This window comes from Rhizobacter sp. Root1238 (assembly GCF_001425825.1).
Lineage (GTDB): Bacteria > Pseudomonadota > Gammaproteobacteria > Burkholderiales > Burkholderiaceae_C > Rhizobacter.
Window position 1 is genome coordinate 423346 of sequence record NZ_LMDM01000001.1, and the last position, 15267, is coordinate 438612.

The following is a 15267-nucleotide window of genomic DNA, read 5'->3' on the forward strand; positions in this document are numbered from 1 at the left end:
CTCAATCGAACTGACGCAGGCTCTCGTTCAACTGCTCGGGCGTGACGAAGTCACCGCGTTCGATCTCGGCCACTGCCTCCCGCAACTCGCGCTCGTCTTCGGGCGACAAGGTAAAGGGCACCTTCGACTCACGCGACAGCACGGTGACGGTCGAGCCTTCGACCAGCGGCACGCCGTCAACGACGACCTTTCCGCCGATCACTTTTCCAGTGGTGACTTGCATGCTCAGATGGTACTCGCAGCCGACACCAGCGCACGCGTGTACGGGTGCTGCGGCGCGCGGAACACCTCGTCCGATGCGCCGCGTTCGACGACCTCGCCGTCGCGCATCACCAGCACCTGCGCGCACAGGTGGTCGACCACCGCGAGGTCGTGGCTGATCAGCAGGTAGGTCATGCCGAAGCGCTGCTGCAGGTCGCCCATCAGGTTCAGCACCTGGGCCTGCACCGAGACGTCGAGCGCGCTGACCGGCTCGTCGGCAACGATCAGCTTCGGCCGCGTCACCAGCGCCCGCGCGATCGCGATGCGCTGGCGCTGGCCGCCGGAGAATTCGTGCGGATGGCGGTCGGCGTCCGAGGCGCGCAGCCCGACCGCCTCCAGCGCCTCGGCCACCTGCCCGGCCGCATCGGGCGCGCCGGCGGGCAGCGGCTCGGCGACGATGCGGCCGACGCGCTGCCGCGGGTCCAGCGAGCCATACGGATCCTGGAACACCATCTGGAAATCGCGCCGCGCCGCGCGCAGTGCGCCCGGCGCCAGCGCGTTCAGGTCGCGCCCGTCGAACAGCACCCGCCCGCTGCTCGGCGGCTCCAGCGCCATCGCGATGCGCGCGAGCGTCGACTTGCCCGACCCTGATTCCCCGACGACGCCCAGGTTGTGCCCGGCCTGCAGCTGCAGGCTGACGCCGCGCAGCGCGTCGACCACCGGCGCCGGCTGCAGCAGCCGCTCGCGCGGCAGCGTGTAGCGCCGCGTCACCTGCTCCAGCGCGAGCAGCGGAGCGCCGTTGCCAGGCAGGCTCACGCCAGCAGCTGGCGCGCCGCCAGGCTGCGCATCAGCGCGGTCAGCCCGAAGCGCCACGGCGCGATCTCGTCGCAGCGGCGCACCCGGTTGACCAGCGCGCCGAAGGCCGGCGACGACACCGTGACCACGTCGCCCACCACGTGCGTGAAACCCTGGCCCGGGCCCATGCGGTCCTGCGTCGGCGCGAGCATGGTGCCGAGGAACAGCATCAGCCCGTCCGGGTACTGGTGGTGCGGGCCGATCGCCTGCGCCGCCAGGTCGAGCGGGTCGCGGCTGATCTTCGCGAGCGTGTCGCGGGCTTCGACGCGGAAACCGTCCGGCCCGATCACGCGCAGCGCGATCTCGCAGCGGCGCAGGTCGTCGATCGTGAAGTTCGCATCGAACAGGCGGATGAACGGCGCCATCGCGCACGACGCGTTGTTGTCCTTGGCCTTGCCGAGCAGCAGCGCGCTGCGGCCTTCGAAATCGCGCAGGTTCACGTCGTTGCCGAGCGTCGCGCCGCGCACCTGCCCGCGGCTGTCGATCGCGAGCACCACCTCGGGCTCCGGGTTGTTCCACGACGAGCCGGGGTGCAGGCCGACATCGGCGCCGGTGCCGACCGCGGCCATCGGCGGCGCCTTCGTGAACACCTCGGCGTCGGGGCCGATGCCGACCTCCAGGTACTGCGACCAGGCGCCCTGCGCAATCAGCACCTCCTTGACCTGCGCCGCCTGGGCCGAGCCGGGCACGATGCCGGCGAGGTTGTTGCCGAGGATGCCGGTCAGCGAGCGGCGGATCGCGTCGGCGCGCGACGCATCGCCGCGCGCCTGCTCCTCGATCACCCGCTCCAGCAGGCTGGCGATGAAGGTGACGCCGCTCGCCTTCACCGGCTGCAGGTCGCACGGCGCCATCAGCCAGGCCTGGGTGCCGTCGCGCAGCGATTCGTCGCTGTTGGCGAGCGAGGCTTCATAGGACGCGATGCGCGGCGCCTGGCCGTTGCGCAGCGCCGACTGCACCGCGAACACCGGGTCGTCGAGCTCCAGCAGCTGGCTGCTGGTGGCGGCCACCGTCGACAGGTCGTGCAGGTCATCGCCGGCCAGCGTGACCAGCGTCGGCCCGGCGCCGGGCACCCACAGCCGGCCCACCAGCGTGGCGCGCCGGGCGTCGTGCGGCAGCGACTCGGCCACCTGCAACGGCAGCGGCGGGAACTGGATGCTCCTGGGGGCGCTGGTGGGACTGCTGTTCGGAATGCTCATGGAGGCTCTCGCGGCTGGGTTGACAGGGCAGAAGGGTTTGTCCCGCTGAACGCTGCGGGGCCGGCGCTTACCATGACACTTGGCGTGTCAGGCACCGCTGTCCCACAAAGAAAGCGAAGGAAGTCCCGATGCTCAAGACGATATCGCCGTTGCTGACGCCCGATGCATTGCACGCGCTGGCCAGCATGGGCCACGGCGACGACCTGGCGATTGTGGACGCGAATTTCCCCGCCGCCCAGGTGGCGCAGCAGGCCGGTGCGCGGCTGGTGCAGGTCGCCGGCGCCGATGCCCCGGCCGTGCTGGCGGCGCTGCTGCCGCTCTTTCCGCTCGACACCTTCGTGCCGCAATGCGCCTGGACGATGCAGGTCGTCGGCGATGCGCGTGCAGTGCCGCCGCCGGTCGCCGAATTCCATCAGCTGCTGCGGGCCGCCGGCGAACGCGAGCCGGCCACGCTGGAGCGCTTCGCGTTCTACGAGCAGGCGAAGCGCGCCTTCCTGATCCTGCGCACCGGCGAGCAGCGCAAATACGGCAACCTGCTGCTGCGCAAGGGGGTGGTGGCCACCGACTGACGAACCGCCTGCCGATCCGACGTTCGTTTCTGGCGCGACGGGAGCCGCGCCGTCATCCGCTCCCATTGACGGGAGAAGATCATGACGATTCCTGCCGCAACCGCCTCCTTCCACGGCATCTGGCCGGCGCTGCTGACGCCGCTGAAACCCGACCTCGGCATCGACCTGCACCGCTTCGGGCTGCACGCCCGCGCGCTGGTGCATGCCAAGGGCTGCGGCGGCGTGGTGCCGTTCGGCACCACCGGCGAGGGGCCGTCGTTCTCGGTCGACGAGCGCCGCGACGCGGTCGACGCGCTGGTCGGCGAAGGCGTGCCGGCGTCGCAGATCCTGGTGTCCACCAGCTGCGCCGCGCTGCCCGACACGCTGGCGCTGACGCGCCATGCGCTGGCGATCGGCGCGCACGGCTGCCTGATGATGCCGCCGTTCTTCCTGAAGGGCGTCAGCGACCAGGGCGTGATCGACTGCTACCGCCAGGTGATCGACGGCGCGGCCGACGACCGACTGCGGCTTTACCTGTACCACATCCCGCAGGTGAGCGGCGTCGGGCTCTCGCGCAAGGTGGTCGAGACGCTGAAGCGCCTGTACCCGCAGACCATCGTCGGCATCAAGGACAGCAGCGGCGACACCGCGCACACGCTGGCGCTGGCCGATGCCTTCAACGAGACGCTGATGGTCACCGCCGGCCACGAGCCCGACCTGCCCGAGCTGGCGCGGCGCGGCAGCACCGGGGCCGTCAGCGGGCTGGCCAATTTCATGCCGCACGTGGTGCAGCGGCTGGCCGGCCGGCCCGACGCGCCGAACACGCCGCACGACGTGTCGCGGGTGCGGCTGCTGCTCGCGATGCTCGGCCCGTATGCGCTGACCCCCGCATTGAAGGGCATCATGGCGGCCCTGAGCGGCGAACCCGGCTGGTTGCGGGTGCGGGCGCCGCTGGTGGCGCTGACGACGGACCAGATGCACACGCTGCAGCATGCGCTGAAGCCGATCGCGCTGGATGTCGACGTGGACTGATCCGAACAAGGAACCTGGAGACTGCATGACTTTCGATTCACGGCGCCGCCGCCTGGCGGCCGGCCTGGTGTTGTCCGGCCTGGCCTCGCACGGGGCGCTGGCCGCCGGCAAGACGCTGCTGCGCATCTCGACCCCGGCGGTGCCGGACGACTGGCACGCGAAGATGTGGACCGTCTTCAAGGACACGCTCGCTCAATCGGCCCCCGGCGAGTTCGAGGTGCAGGTCAACCTGAACGCGGCGCTGTTCAAGCAGGGCGCCGAGCCGGCCGCGATGGCGCGCGGCAACCTGGAGCTGGCGTCGATCTCGGCCTTCGACATCGCGAAGCTGCTGCCGGAGTTCTCGATCTTCACCGCCGGCTACATGCTGCGCGACCCGCAGCACCAGCAGAAGGTGTTCAACGGGCCGATCGGCGACGAGATGTTCAAGCGCGTCTCCGACAAGCTCGGCGTCACCGTGCTCGCCACCGCCTATCTCGGCACGCGCCAGGTCAACCTGCGCGACGTGCGCAAGGTGACGACGCCGGCCGACCTGAAGGGCGTGAAGCTGCGCATGCCGGGCTCGAAGGAATGGCTGTTCCTCGGCCAGGCGCTCGGCGCGACGCCGACGCCGCTGGCCTTCGGCGAGGTCTACCTGGGGCTGAAGACCGGCACCATCGACGGCCAGGACAACCCGCTGCCGACGGTGCGCGCCGCCAAGTTCTACGAGGTGACGAAGCAGCTGGTGCTGACCAGCCACCTGGTCGACGGCCTGTTCATCGCGATCGCCGACACGACCTGGAACGCCGCGAGCCCGGCGCAGCGGCAGAAGCTGAAGGCGGCAGCCCAGGCGGCAGCCCGCTACAACAACGACCACCGCATCCAGGAAGAAGCGCAGCTGGTCGAGTTCTTCAAGCAGCAGGGGCTGCAGGTGACGACGCCGGACGTGGCGGCCTTCCGCCTCGCGGTGCAGCAGGCCTATGCCGCGTCGGAGCAGGCGAAGGCGTGGCCGCAGGGGATGCTTGGGCGCATCAACGGAACCTCGTGATGCGGCGCTGGCTGAAACGGGGCGCCGACGCGGTCGGCGGCGGCCTGTTCGTGTTGCTGTTCCTGGTGTTCCTGGTGCAGATCACCGCGCGCTTCGGCTTCAACCAGCCGCTGCCGTGGACCGACGAGCTGGCGGTGGTGCTGTACGTCTGGGTGATCCTGTGGTCGACCGCGTTCGTCGTGCCGCAGCGCGAGCACGTCGCCTTCGACCTGGTCTACAACGCGATGCCGGCCGGCGTGCGGCGCGTGTTCCGTGGCCTCGCGGCGCTGCTGTTCGGCGGCCTCGCGCTGTGGGCGCTGCCGGCCAGCTGGGACTACATCCGCTTCATGGCGCGCGAGGGCACGCCGGTGCTCGGGCTGCCGTTCATGGCGGTGTTCATGCCGTTCGCGTTCATGCTCGCGTCGGTGGTGGCGCGCAGTGCGTTCACGCTGTGGCGCCTTGCGCGCGGGCTCGACCACGAATTGAGCGGCGAGGTGAAACCATGACCGCGGCGCTGTGGGCCTTGGTCGGCGTGCTGGTCGCCGGCTTCGTGCTGCGCGCGCCGATCGGCTTCTCGATGATCGGCAGCGGCATCGCCTACCTGATCGTCAAGCGGCAGGATGTCGGGCTCGCGGCCGAGCAGGTGCTGAATGGGCTTTACAACAGCTACGTGCTGCTGGCGGTGCCGCTGTTCATCTTCGCGGCCAACCTGATGAACGCCGGCACCATCAGCGAGCGCATCTTCGACTTCTGCCGCATCCTGGTCGGCCGGTTGCGCGGCGGGCTGGCGCAGGTCGACATCCTGGTCAGCGTGGTGTTCTCGGGCATGAGCGGCAGCGCGATCGCCGATGCGGCCGGGCCGGGCCTCGTGACGATCCGGCAGATGCTGAAGAAGCCGGAGTACACGCCCGGCTTCGCCGGCGCGGTGGTGGTGGCGAGCGCAACGCTCGGGCCGATCATCCCGCCGTCGATCCCGATGGTGATCTATGCGCTGGTGTCGGGCAGCTCGGTCGGCGCGCTGTTCCTGGGCGGCGTGGTGCCGGGCGTGCTGATGGCGCTGCTGATGATGGGCGTGGTGCATTTCATCGCGACGCGGCGCAACATGCCGCGCGAGGACAAGGTGCCGCTGCGCGAATGGCCGCTCATCTTGTGGCGGGGCGCGCTGCCGCTGTCGCTGCCGGTGCTGCTGCTGACCGGCATCTACACCGGCATCTTCACGCCGACCGAAGCCGCCGCGGTGGCGGCCTTGCATGCACTGCTGCTGGCCGGCGTGGTCTACCGGGCGCTGAGCTGGCGCACGCTGTGGGGCGTGGTGATGGAGTCGACGCGTTCCAGCGCGGTGATCACGATGATCCTGGCCGGCGCCTTCATGATGAACTACGCATTCACCGCCGAGGGCGTGCCGCAGTCGCTGGCGGCCTGGATGGCCAGCTTCGAGCTCGGCCGCACCTCGTTCCTGCTGCTGGTGAACCTGCTGTTCCTGGTGCTCGGCTGCTTCATGGACATCTCGGTGCTGCTGCTGGTGTTCGTGCCGATCCTGCTGCCGATGGTGAAGGCGCTGGGCATCGACCTGGTGCACTTCGGCGTGGTGATCGTGCTGAACATGATGATCGGGCTGATCCATCCGCCGTTCGGCATGCTGCTGTTCGTCACCAACGCGCTGACCGGCATCCCGATCCGCGACATGCTGCGCGAGGGCTGGCTGTTCATCGTGATGCTGCTGGCGCTGCTGCTCGCGATGACGCTGTTTCCGCAGATCGTGCTGTGGCTGCCGCAGTCGATGGGGTACCGATAGCGCGCTAGCCCGCCTTGCGCCGATCCATCGCCGCGCGGTCGTAGAACGCCTTCTTCGACGCGTACATCGCGTGATCGGCCTCGTTGACCGCGGCCTCGATGCGCCCGCCGGCTTCGCAGGTCGCGATGCCCAGCGCGAAGCTCAGCGTGGTCGTGCCATGGAACTGGTTGTTCAGCTCCGACAGCGACGCCAGCCGGTCCAGCAGCAGCTGCGCGGCGCGCGCGTCCATGCCGGGCAGCAGCAGCGCGAACTCGTCGCCGCCGATGCGCGCGGCGCACATCGGCTTGTCGATCGCCTTCGTCAGCACCTCGCCGGCACGCCGCAGCAGCGCATCGCCGGCCGCGTGGCCCTGCGTGTCGTTGATGGTCTTCAGCCCGTTCAGGTCGGCGACCACCACCGTCACCGGCCACGGGCCCTTGCGCTCCAGCCGGTTGATCTCGTCGACGAAGAACGCCCGGTTGCGCAGCTTGGTCAGCGGGTCGTGCTTGCCGAGGAATTCGAGGTAGGCCTCGGCCTGCTTGCGCGCAGTGATGTCGGTCAGCGAGATCAGCACCAGGTCCCAGTCGGCCTCGTGGCCGGGCAGCACCGAGAACTGCAGGTAGACATGCAGCCGGTCGCCGGCCAGGTTGTAGTTGACGACCTCGCGCTGGTGCGTGGTCTTGCCGTTCCACAGCTCCTGCAGCTGCTCGCCGAAGTGCGCCGTCATGTCGTCGCGGAACACGTCGCCGAGCCGGCGGAGCAAGGTGTCGCGGTCGGGCGCGCCGAACATGCGCAGCGTCTGCTGGTTCACGTCGACCACGCGCACTTCCTGCAGGCAGCGGGTCACGAACTCCGGGTGCACGTCGGTGAAGACCCGGAAGTCGCTGATGCCCTGCGCGCGCGCCTCGTCGAGCAGGCGCTTCACGCTGCTGAAATCCTCGACCCACAACGACACCGGCGAATGCTCGAACAGCCCGCGCGCATACAGCTCGCTCATGCGCAGCGCCTCGGCGGCGGCGCTGCGCTCGGTCACGTCCTCGATCGACAGCAGCACGCGGTCCCAGCCGGCCTCGTGGCCGGGCAGCACGGTGGCGTTCAGCACGATGTCGAGGCGCCGGCCGTCGAGCGCGTAGTTCACCGTCTGGCTGGTGAAGCGGGTGTGGCCGTCCCACAGCGCGGCCAGTTCTTCGACGAGTTGCTCGAACATGTCGTCGCGGAAGACCCGCGGCAGGTTCTCGACCAGGTGCGCCAGGTCGCGTGCGCCGTACAGCTCGAGCGTGCGCCGGTTCACCTGCAGCACGCGCAGGCAGGCCGAGCATTCGGCAACGCGGCGCGGGTCGGCCCGCAGGTGCGCCCGCAGGTCGGTCACGCCGTCGGTGCGCCAGCGCGCGAACATCGCGTGCAGCGCGCTGTAGTCCTCCAGCCACAGCGAGACCGGCGCGAGCTCGAACAGGCTGGCCAGTTCGGCGGGGGGCAGGGTCTCGGTGACGTTCATGGCATGCCGTTCATGCGCGAAGGTGCCTCAATGCGCGCTCATCCACGCCTCGATGGCGTCGGGCTCGACCGGCACCGCCCGGCTGATCAGCTCGCAGCCGCCCGGGATGACGACCGCATCGTCCTCGATGCGGATGCCGATGTTCCAGAACGCCTCGGGCACGTCGGGCGCCGGCTGCACGTACAGGCCGGGCTCCAGCGTCACGACCATGCCGCATTCGAGCCGGCGCGACGGTGCGCGCACGACCCGCCCGCCGCGGAAATCCGGCTGGTCGACGGCCGGCTCCTGCAGCGACAGGTACTCGCCGACGTCGTGCACGTCGCGCCCGAGCCAGTGGCCGGTGTCGTGCATGTAGAAGCGCCGGTAGGCGCCGCTCGCCATCACCGCGTCGACGTCGCCATGGCGGTCGCGCGCCAGCAGCCCGTGGTCGAGCAGGCCCTGGGACAGCACGCGCACCGCCGCCTCGTGGGCGTCGCGCTGCCGGCTGCCGGGGCGCGTCGCGGCCACCGCCACCTGCTGCGCGGCCAGCACCACGTCGTACAGCGCCCGCTGCGGCCCGGTGAAGCGGCCGTCGGCCGGGAAGGTGCGGCTGACGTCGCTCGCGTAGCCGTCCAGCTCGCAGCCGGCATCGACCAGGCACAGCTGGCCGGCGCGCAGCTCGCTGGGACCGGCCGCGTGGTGCAGCACGCAGGCGTTGCCGCCGGCCGCGACGATGCTGCCGTAGGCCGGCCCGGTCGCGCCCTGGCGGCGGAACTCGTGCAGCAGCTCGGCCTCGATCTCGTACTCGCGCACGGCCGCCGCCGGGTCGGCGCGGAAGCGCTGCCCGCAGTAGCGCATCGCCCGCGCATGGGCGCCGGCCGAGATCGCCGCGGCGCGGCGCATCGTGTCGATCTCGTCGGCGTCCTTGATCAGGCGCATCTCGTCGAGCAGCGGGCCGAGGTCGCGGTGCACCGGGCCCTCGGCGCCGAGGCCGGCGCGCGTGCGGGCGCGGGCCAGCCAGCCGGGCAGGCGCTGGTCGATCCCGCTCGGCACGGTGAACAGCGTCCAGACGTTGCGCACCCGGCCCATCAGCTCGGGCAGCAGCTCGTCGAGGCGCTCGATCGGCCAGGCCAGGTCGACGCCGAGCGCCTGCGGCGCGGCCTCCGGCCCGAGCATCGGCCCTTCCCACACCGAGCGCTCGGCGTTGGCGGCGTGGCAGAACAGCTCGCTGCAGCCGTCGGCATGCAGCACCAGGCAGCTGTGCGGCTCGTCGAAGCCGCTCAGGTAGTGGAAGTGGCTGCAGTGGCGGAACGGGTGCTCGTTGTCGCCGTTGCGCATCTGCATTGGCGCGGTCGGCACGATCGCCATGCCGCCACCGGCCGCGGCGAGGCGGCGGGCCAGCTCGGCGCGGCGACGGCGGAAGGGTGGGGTGCGCATCGGTGGGCGGGCGGTGCGCCGGGGCGTCAGGACTCGCTGTCCGCGCGGGCCTTGGGCGGCTGGGCGGGGTCCGCGGCGGCGGCCGCGGCGCGCTGCTTGCGCAGGCGGCGCAGCTCGCGCAGCATTTCCTTGTCGCCGGCGGTCGGGATGCGGCCGCCGTCGGGGTCGGGAGCGTCGCCGGGCCGGGTGTCCGGCGCGCCGGGGCGCGTGTCCAGCGGGCCCGGTCGGGTGCTCGCGCCCTTCTCGTGCCTCTCGCTCCTGCCGCCCCTCTCGCCGGCCGCCGCGTCGCCCCGCTTGTCGTTCTGCTTGTCGAGCAGGGCCTGCTGGCGCCAGCGGATCTGGTTGGCCGCGTTCTCGACCGCATCGAGCTGGGTTTCGGCGTCGGTCTTCGGCAGGGCCACGGCGCGCTTGTCGGTCATGCGCATCAGCAGCCGGCAGACGCGGTTGTTGTTCAGGTGACGCAGCGTCGGCAGCGTGCCGTCTTCCTCGACCACGCTGACGTCGCGGATGTTCTCGATCGCCACCTGGTGCACCTTGCCGGCGAAGCCGCGCTGGAACCAGACGTAGCTCGCGCTGACGCTGACGCGCTCCCAGCGCGCCATGTCGAAGGCGACCGCGCCGAGCACGCCGAGGATGCCGACGAAGATCAGCCAGCCGAACGACAGCGCGGTGCCGAGCCAGATCACCAGGCCGGCGACGATCGGGACGACCACGACTTCGAGCATCGCGCGGTCGGAGGTGCCGTAGACGTTGCGGTCGTAGCTGGCGAGTTCGAGTTCGCCGCTGGCCAGCGGCTGGAAGGATGCGGTCAGCGCCTTCGCCCCGCGGCCGATCAGGATGTGGCCGGCGACCGCGAACGCGACCAGGAAGGGCAGCAGCAGCCAGGTGCTGAACGACGCGAGGCCGCTGGCGCGGGCGGCGGTGGCGGCCATCGAAGGGCTGAGCGGCGCACAGAGCGCCAGCGGCAGCAGGAGGGAGCGGGGGCGGGGAAACTTGATCACGGACGCGACGGTAACGCGAAGCGCAGCGCCCGCAAAGAGGGACGACGAGAAACCGGGCTGCCACAGTACCCGCATGGCGTCCCGGGGCTCGCGTCGCGTGCGCGAATCGACGCGGGGCTGTGGCTAAGATGCCGCAATTCTTAACGAGGTGTAGCGATGAAATACCGTCGATTGGGCCGCAGCGGCCTGCAGGTCAGCGAGCTGTCGCTGGGCTCGTGGGTCACGTACCACAACCAGGTGGACACCGGCTCGGCCGCCGAAATGCTCGCCGCGGCCTTCGACGCCGGCGTCAATTTCTTCGACAACGCCGAAGCCTACGCCGCCGGCCAGAGCGAAGTCGTGATGGGCGAGGCGTTCCGCCGGCTGAAGTGGCCGCGCCTGAACTACGTCGTGTCGACCAAGTTCTTCTGGGGCCTGGACCGCGAGGGCAACACCGTCAACCGGCGCGACACGCTGAACCGCAAGTACCTGACGCAGGCGATCGACGGCTCGCTCAAGCGCATGCAGCTGGAGCACATCGACCTGGTGTACTGCCACCGGCCCGACCCGCACACGCCGATCGAGGAGACGGTCTGGGCGATGAGCGACATGATCACCCGCGGCAAGGCCTTGTACTGGGGCACCAGCGAGTGGAGCGCCGCCGAGATCCGCGCCGCCTACGACATCGCCGAGCGCCACCACCTGCACAAGCCGGTGATGGAGCAGCCGCAGTACCACCTGTTCCACCGCCAGCGCGTCGAGCAGGAGTACGCCCGCTTGTACGACGACATCGGACTGGGCCTGACGACCTGGAGCCCGCTGGCCAGCGGGCTGCTGACCGGCAAGTACCGCAGCGGCGTGCCGCAGGGCAGCCGTGGCGCGCTCGAAGGCATGGGCTTCCTGTTGAAGGGGCTGACCGATGCCGACAAGAACGCCGCGGTCGCGAAGCTGGAGCCGATCGCCCTCGACCTGGGCGGCAACCTGGCGCAGCTGGCGGTGGCCTGGGTCAACCGCAACCCGCGCGTCAGCACGGTGATCCTGGGTGCGTCGAAGCTGTCGCAGCTGCAGGACAACCTCGGCGCGTTGGCGATCACGCCGAAGCTGACGCCGGAGGTGCTGGCGAAGATCGACGAGATCACGATGCCGTTCGCGGCTTGACTTGTTCGGGTCAGGAGCTCTCGGGCTCCTGGCTGGAACCGGTGGCCCCGTCGATCCAGGCCTGGTCGGCGTCCACCCGCTGTCGCGCCTGGTCCCGCTCGTCGTCGTCCAGGAAGTTTGTGCTGCCAAAACGCGACTTCACCATCGCCAGCGACACGACGCCAGCCTCGATGCCGGCACGGATCCAACGCTGATCGCGGCGCTCGCCACGCGCGTATTTGGACAAGGCGGCATCGTTGGGATCCAGAAACCACGCTCGCAGCCCGCTGCGTTCCACCTTGATCAGCCGTTGTTCCCAGCCGGACGGCAAGCTGGCCAGTCCTGGGCGGACACCGTCCAGGTAGTAGCCGGATTTCTGGTGATAGGCCGAGTTTTCGCCGAGCGCAGCGAGCACATCGAAGATGCGGCGCGGATCGTCCCGCGTGTAGCAGTCGAGGTCGTTGGACAGGGTCATGCCGGCCGGAACATTGAAATGCTCTGCGAGACCGAGGATCGACAGGCTGCCGATCACGACGAAATCGAGATGCCCCGACAGCCGCCGGGCCTCGTCGAGCAACGCGAACAGCGCGTTCAGGTTCACGCGTGCAGCCCCACCCAAGGCGAGTTCTGGCGAAGTGCCGTGCCCCAGCCATCGGCGTCCGAGATCATCGTCTGCGCCATCTGGCGCACAGGTTGCCGAAGGATCGCTGACCAGCGATCAATGTAGTCATCGCTGCACAGCCGTTCACGCCGCCACCGTTCGACGACCTTCACTGCCTCGCCGATCATCGCGTCGCGGGTCTTGGGGTTGGCAGTCACCAGATCCAGCGCAATGCGCTGATGCCGGATGAGGCGGTCTTTCTCGACCATCGCCTGTTGAAGGCGGATGTGCCGGCGCTCCGCGGCCACGTCGGCTCCGGCTGCCTGAAAGAACTGAGGCGCGGCGACGATGGCTTCGACCTTGCCGTAACGCTCGATGGCCACTGGGGCCTGCCCGGCCGCCTTCATCACTTCGCCGAAGTACTGCTTCGCGTGCGTGGAGGAGAACTGCTTCATGACATGCCCACCTGAGGATTTGTTCATTTTTGATCAAATTAGACAACATGTCTTTAAATTCGACACCAACCTGGATTCCGCAGGGCGGTACCCGCGGGCACTGCCGATGTCACACACGCAGCGACCAACCGCTGGCTGATACCCTCGGCCTGGATCAGCACAACAAAGGCGTCGCATGCAACGGATCGTGATCGTCGGTGGGGGCGCCGGGGGCCTGGCCTTGGCCACGCAGCTGGGCAAGTCGCTCGGGCGCAAGGGACTGGCGGAGATCACGCTGGTCGACGCGGCACGTACGCACGTCTGGAAGCCGCTGCTGCACCAGCTCGCGGCCGGCAGCTTCGACACCCACGCCGAAGAGATCGAGTTCCTGGCGCAGGCGCGCGGCCACCACTTCAAGTTCCGGCTCGGCCGGCTGTCGGGCGTCGACCGCGCCGCGAAGACGGTGCAGCTCGACGCGAGCTTCGACGAGGCCGGCCGCGAGATCACGCCGGCGCAGACGCTGGCCTATGACACGCTGGTGATCGCGGTCGGCAGCCAGACCAACGACTTCGGCACCGCGGGCGCGGCCGAGCACACCATCAAGCTCGACAGCCCGCCGGCCGCCAAGCGCTTCAACGACCGGCTGATCAACGCCTGCATCCGCGCGCAGAGCGTACCGCGCGCGGCCGGCAGCGGCCGGCTGACGGTGGCGATCGTCGGCGGCGGCGCCACCGGCGTCGAGCTGGCGGCCGAGCTGCATGCCGCCGCGCGCGTGCTGGCGAACTACGGTTTCGACCACATCCACCCCGAGAAAGACCTGCAGATCGTGCTGGTCGAGGCGGCGCCGCGGCTGCTGTCGCAACTGCCCGCGCGCCTGAGCGAAGCGGCGGTGCGCGAGCTGCGCAAGCTGGCGATCGAGGTGCACACCAACGAGCGCGTGGTCGAGGTGACCGCCGACAGCCTGCGGATGGCCAGCGGCAAGGTGATCGGCTCCGACCTGACGGTGTGGGCGGCCGGCGTGAAGGCGGCGGATTTCCTGCGCACGCTGGGGGGTGCGCCGGGCATTGAGCCGCTGGAGACCAACAAGCTCAACCAGCTGGTGGTCAACGGCAACCTGCAGACCACGCGCGACCCGGCCATCTTCGCGTTCGGCGACTGCGCAGCCTGCCAGCAGCCCGACGGCACCTGGGTGCCGCCGCGCGCGCAGGCCGCCTACCAGCAGGCGATGTACCTGGTGAAGGCGATCCCGAAGCTGCTGGCCGGCCAGCCGGTGAAGCCGTTCGTGTTCAGCGACAAGGGCTCGCTGGTGTCGCTGTCGGAGTACTCGTCGGTCGGCAGCCTGATGGGCAGCCTGACGCGCGGCAGCCTGTTCATCGAAGGCCGGCTCGCGCAGTTCATGTACTGGGCGCTGCACAAGCAGCACCAGATGGCGCTCGGCGGCTTCTGGCGGATGGTGCTGGTGACGCTGTCGGAATTCCTTGATCGCACGTATCGTCCGAAGATCAAGCTGCATTGAGCGCAGCGAGCTGCGCCGGCGTGCCGACGTTTTCCCACGCGCCGCGCCACACCTCGGCGCTGATGCGCCGCTCGCGCATGCCGGCGAACAGCAGCGGGCCGAGCGCCGCCTTCGTTCCCGCCGCGATGCCGGCGCACAGCGACGCGCGGCACAGCGCGAGGTTGGCGTAGGTCCAGCGCAGGCCATCCGGCCCCGCAGAGTCGGCCAGTCCGAAGCCCTCGGCGTCGAGCCCGAAATCGCCCTTCGCATGGAAGGCCGGGTTCGGCACCAGCCACAGGTGCGCCAGCAGCGACCCGGCCGCGAAGCGCTCGCCTTGGGCTGCGTCAAAGCGGAAGCCCGGCGCATGGATGTCGCCCGAGACAACCCAGAAGCACTCATCGGGATGGTCGACCAACAGCGGCAGCGCCTTCGCGATGCCACCGGCCGTCTCGAGCGCGCCGCCGTGGTCGCGGCCTTCCATCGAGTAGCGGATGCGCAGCCCCCAGCGGCTGCCGTCGCCGAGCGCGGCGGGGATCAGGTCTTCCAGCCACGCGGTGTTGATCACCACGTCGTGCACGCCGTCGCGCGCCAGCGCCTCCAGGTGCCATTCGATCAGCGGCTTGCCGTGCACCGCCAGCAGCGGCTTCGGCAGCGCATCGGTCAGCGGCCGCATGCGTTCGCCGCGGCCGGCGGCCAGGATGATGGCTTTCATGCCTGGTTTCATTCGACCCCTCGCAGCAGCGATTGGCGTTGCACCCGGGCCGGCTCGAACACCCCGAGCAACGCATCGAGCAGCGCCTGCGCCCGGGCCGAATTGTCGGCGCCCAGGTTGCAGACGTAGACGTCCAGCGTCACCGCGTCCAGCTCGGGCCAGGTGTGCACCGCCAGGTGGGACTCGGCCAGCAGCACGACGCCGGTCACGCCGCCCGGTGCCGGGAAGCGGTGGAACAGCTCGCCGACCGGCCGCAGCGCGGCCGCCGCGACGGCCGCGAGGCAGCACCGGCGCAGCGCGTCGGGGTCGGTCATCGCGGGGTTGCCGGTGGCGCAGCCGCGCAGGTCGGCGGTGAGGTGCAGGCCTTGCATCGGCGGGATTATCGGTG

The 15267-nt window shown here is 70.1% G+C and carries 17 protein-coding genes; 7 read left to right on the plus strand and 10 right to left on the minus strand.

All coding sequences use genetic code 11. The features are described 5' to 3' along the window. Position 1: 1 nt before the first annotated feature. Genes ASC98_RS01995 through ASC98_RS02005 form a run of 3 tightly spaced genes read right to left on the minus strand, consistent with a single transcriptional unit; the run spans position 2 to position 2252 of the window. On the minus strand, positions 2-223 hold the full coding sequence (locus ASC98_RS01995) for a hypothetical protein (protein ID WP_056803710.1): 222 nt from the start codon (positions 221-223) through the stop codon (positions 2-4). 2 nt (positions 224-225) lie between these two features. Next, positions 226-1017: an ATP-binding cassette domain-containing protein gene (locus tag ASC98_RS02000; protein ID WP_056803714.1), complete on the minus strand. Its 792-nt coding sequence runs from the start codon at positions 1015-1017 to the stop codon at positions 226-228. Beyond that, positions 1014-2252: a fumarylacetoacetate hydrolase family protein gene (locus ASC98_RS02005; protein WP_056803717.1), complete on the minus strand. Its 1239-nt coding sequence runs from the start codon at positions 2250-2252 to the stop codon at positions 1014-1016. The genes ASC98_RS02000 and ASC98_RS02005 overlap by 4 nt, the downstream gene beginning before the upstream one ends. Before the next feature lie 128 nt (positions 2253-2380). Here ASC98_RS02005 and ASC98_RS02010 point away from each other — a divergent pair, with 128 nt between their 5' ends. The 5 genes from ASC98_RS02010 (at position 2381) to ASC98_RS02030 (ending at position 6630) form a co-directional block, all read left to right on the plus strand. Next, positions 2381-2821: an RbsD/FucU family protein gene (locus ASC98_RS02010; RefSeq protein ID WP_056803720.1), complete on the plus strand. Its 441-nt coding sequence runs from the start codon at positions 2381-2383 to the stop codon at positions 2819-2821. An 81-nt stretch (positions 2822-2902) separates the two neighbouring features. Next, a complete protein-coding gene (locus tag ASC98_RS02015; protein WP_056803722.1) occupies positions 2903-3832 on the plus strand; it encodes a dihydrodipicolinate synthase family protein in 930 nt (309 codons plus the stop codon). 25 nt (positions 3833-3857) lie between these two features. Then, positions 3858-4856 carry a sialic acid TRAP transporter substrate-binding protein SiaP gene (locus ASC98_RS02020; protein ID WP_056803725.1) on the plus strand — a complete coding sequence of 333 codons (999 nt, stop codon included), beginning with the start codon at positions 3858-3860 and terminating at the stop codon, positions 4854-4856. Next, positions 4856-5341: a TRAP transporter small permease gene (locus tag ASC98_RS02025; protein WP_056803729.1), complete on the plus strand. Its 486-nt coding sequence runs from the start codon at positions 4856-4858 to the stop codon at positions 5339-5341. Before ASC98_RS02020 ends, ASC98_RS02025 begins: the two co-directional genes overlap by 1 nt. Next, a complete protein-coding gene (locus tag ASC98_RS02030) occupies positions 5338-6630 on the plus strand; it encodes a TRAP transporter large permease (RefSeq protein WP_056803732.1) in 1293 nt (430 codons plus the stop codon). The genes ASC98_RS02025 and ASC98_RS02030 overlap by 4 nt, the downstream gene beginning before the upstream one ends. Positions 6631-6634: 4 nt before the next feature. Here the strand turns inward: ASC98_RS02030 and ASC98_RS02035 are convergent, their stop codons facing one another. The 3 genes from ASC98_RS02035 to ASC98_RS02045 are packed head-to-tail and all read right to left on the minus strand — an operon-like array spanning position 6635 to position 10521. After that, complete coding sequence (locus ASC98_RS02035) at positions 6635-8104, minus strand: diguanylate cyclase (protein WP_056803735.1); 1470 nt, start codon at positions 8102-8104, stop codon at positions 6635-6637. A gap of 27 nt (positions 8105-8131) precedes the next feature. Then, positions 8132-9520, minus strand: coding sequence for an aminopeptidase P N-terminal domain-containing protein (locus ASC98_RS02040; RefSeq protein WP_056803738.1), 1389 nt, complete (start codon positions 9518-9520; stop codon positions 8132-8134). Positions 9521-9546: 26 nt separating this feature from the next. After that, entirely contained in the window at positions 9547-10521 is a 975-nt protein-coding gene (locus ASC98_RS02045) for a hypothetical protein (protein WP_056803741.1), read from the minus strand. Positions 10522-10677: 156 nt separating this feature from the next. Here ASC98_RS02045 and ASC98_RS02050 point away from each other — a divergent pair, with 156 nt between their 5' ends. Beyond that, the gene (locus ASC98_RS02050) at positions 10678-11658 is read left to right on the plus strand and encodes an aldo/keto reductase (protein WP_056803743.1); all 981 of its coding nucleotides are present in this window, start codon (positions 10678-10680) and stop codon (positions 11656-11658) included. Positions 11659-11668: 10 nt separating this feature from the next. Here the strand turns inward: ASC98_RS02050 and ASC98_RS02055 are convergent, their stop codons facing one another. Both ASC98_RS02055 and ASC98_RS02060 read right to left on the minus strand, forming a co-directional pair. Next, entirely contained in the window at positions 11669-12238 is a 570-nt protein-coding gene (locus tag ASC98_RS02055; RefSeq protein ID WP_056803746.1) for a DUF6036 family nucleotidyltransferase, read from the minus strand. Beyond that, complete coding sequence (locus tag ASC98_RS02060; RefSeq protein WP_056803750.1) at positions 12235-12693, minus strand: hypothetical protein; 459 nt, start codon at positions 12691-12693, stop codon at positions 12235-12237. The genes ASC98_RS02055 and ASC98_RS02060 overlap by 4 nt, the downstream gene beginning before the upstream one ends. A 175-nt stretch (positions 12694-12868) precedes the next feature. On the opposite strand from ASC98_RS02060, the gene ASC98_RS02065 reads away from it, so the two are divergent. Next, the gene (locus tag ASC98_RS02065) at positions 12869-14188 is read left to right on the plus strand and encodes an NAD(P)/FAD-dependent oxidoreductase (protein WP_056803753.1); all 1320 of its coding nucleotides are present in this window, start codon (positions 12869-12871) and stop codon (positions 14186-14188) included. Here ASC98_RS02065 and murU read toward each other — a convergent pair. Continuing rightward, positions 14175-14879, minus strand: coding sequence for an N-acetylmuramate alpha-1-phosphate uridylyltransferase MurU (gene murU / locus ASC98_RS02070; RefSeq protein WP_157597852.1), 705 nt, complete (start codon positions 14877-14879; stop codon positions 14175-14177). The genes ASC98_RS02065 and murU overlap by 14 nt on opposite strands. Before the next feature lie 8 nt (positions 14880-14887). After that, positions 14888-15250 (minus strand): adenosylmethionine decarboxylase, encoded by a 363-nt coding sequence (gene speD, locus ASC98_RS02075; protein WP_056803759.1) that lies wholly within the window; start codon positions 15248-15250, stop codon positions 14888-14890. Between the last annotated feature and the right edge of the window lie 17 nt (positions 15251-15267).

What these genes read in the sequence shown, in the direction of transcription:
- ASC98_RS01995 (WP_056803710.1), bottom strand. Translation starts at nt 223, where the DNA reads ATGCAAGTCACCACTGGAAAAGTGATCGGCGGAAAGGTCGTCGTTGAC.
- ASC98_RS02005 (WP_056803717.1), bottom strand. Translation starts at nt 2,252, where the DNA reads ATGAGCATTCCGAACAGCAGTCCCACCAGCGCCCCCAGGAGCATCCAG.
- ASC98_RS02010 (WP_056803720.1), top strand. Translation starts at nt 2,381, where the DNA reads ATGCTCAAGACGATATCGCCGTTGCTGACGCCCGATGCATTGCACGCG.
- ASC98_RS02015 (WP_056803722.1), top strand. Translation starts at nt 2,903, where the DNA reads ATGACGATTCCTGCCGCAACCGCCTCCTTCCACGGCATCTGGCCGGCG.
- ASC98_RS02020 (WP_056803725.1), top strand. Translation starts at nt 3,858, where the DNA reads ATGACTTTCGATTCACGGCGCCGCCGCCTGGCGGCCGGCCTGGTGTTG.
- ASC98_RS02025 (WP_056803729.1), top strand. Translation starts at nt 4,856, where the DNA reads ATGCGGCGCTGGCTGAAACGGGGCGCCGACGCGGTCGGCGGCGGCCTG.
- ASC98_RS02030 (WP_056803732.1), top strand. Translation starts at nt 5,338, where the DNA reads ATGACCGCGGCGCTGTGGGCCTTGGTCGGCGTGCTGGTCGCCGGCTTC.
- ASC98_RS02035 (WP_056803735.1), bottom strand. Translation starts at nt 8,104, where the DNA reads ATGAACGTCACCGAGACCCTGCCCCCCGCCGAACTGGCCAGCCTGTTC.
- ASC98_RS02040 (WP_056803738.1), bottom strand. Translation starts at nt 9,520, where the DNA reads ATGCGCACCCCACCCTTCCGCCGTCGCCGCGCCGAGCTGGCCCGCCGC.
- ASC98_RS02050 (WP_056803743.1), top strand. Translation starts at nt 10,678, where the DNA reads ATGAAATACCGTCGATTGGGCCGCAGCGGCCTGCAGGTCAGCGAGCTG.
- ASC98_RS02060 (WP_056803750.1), bottom strand. Translation starts at nt 12,693, where the DNA reads ATGAAGCAGTTCTCCTCCACGCACGCGAAGCAGTACTTCGGCGAAGTG.
- ASC98_RS02065 (WP_056803753.1), top strand. Translation starts at nt 12,869, where the DNA reads ATGCAACGGATCGTGATCGTCGGTGGGGGCGCCGGGGGCCTGGCCTTG.
- murU (WP_157597852.1), bottom strand. Translation starts at nt 14,879, where the DNA reads ATGAAAGCCATCATCCTGGCCGCCGGCCGCGGCGAACGCATGCGGCCG.
- speD (WP_056803759.1), bottom strand. Translation starts at nt 15,250, where the DNA reads ATGCAAGGCCTGCACCTCACCGCCGACCTGCGCGGCTGCGCCACCGGC.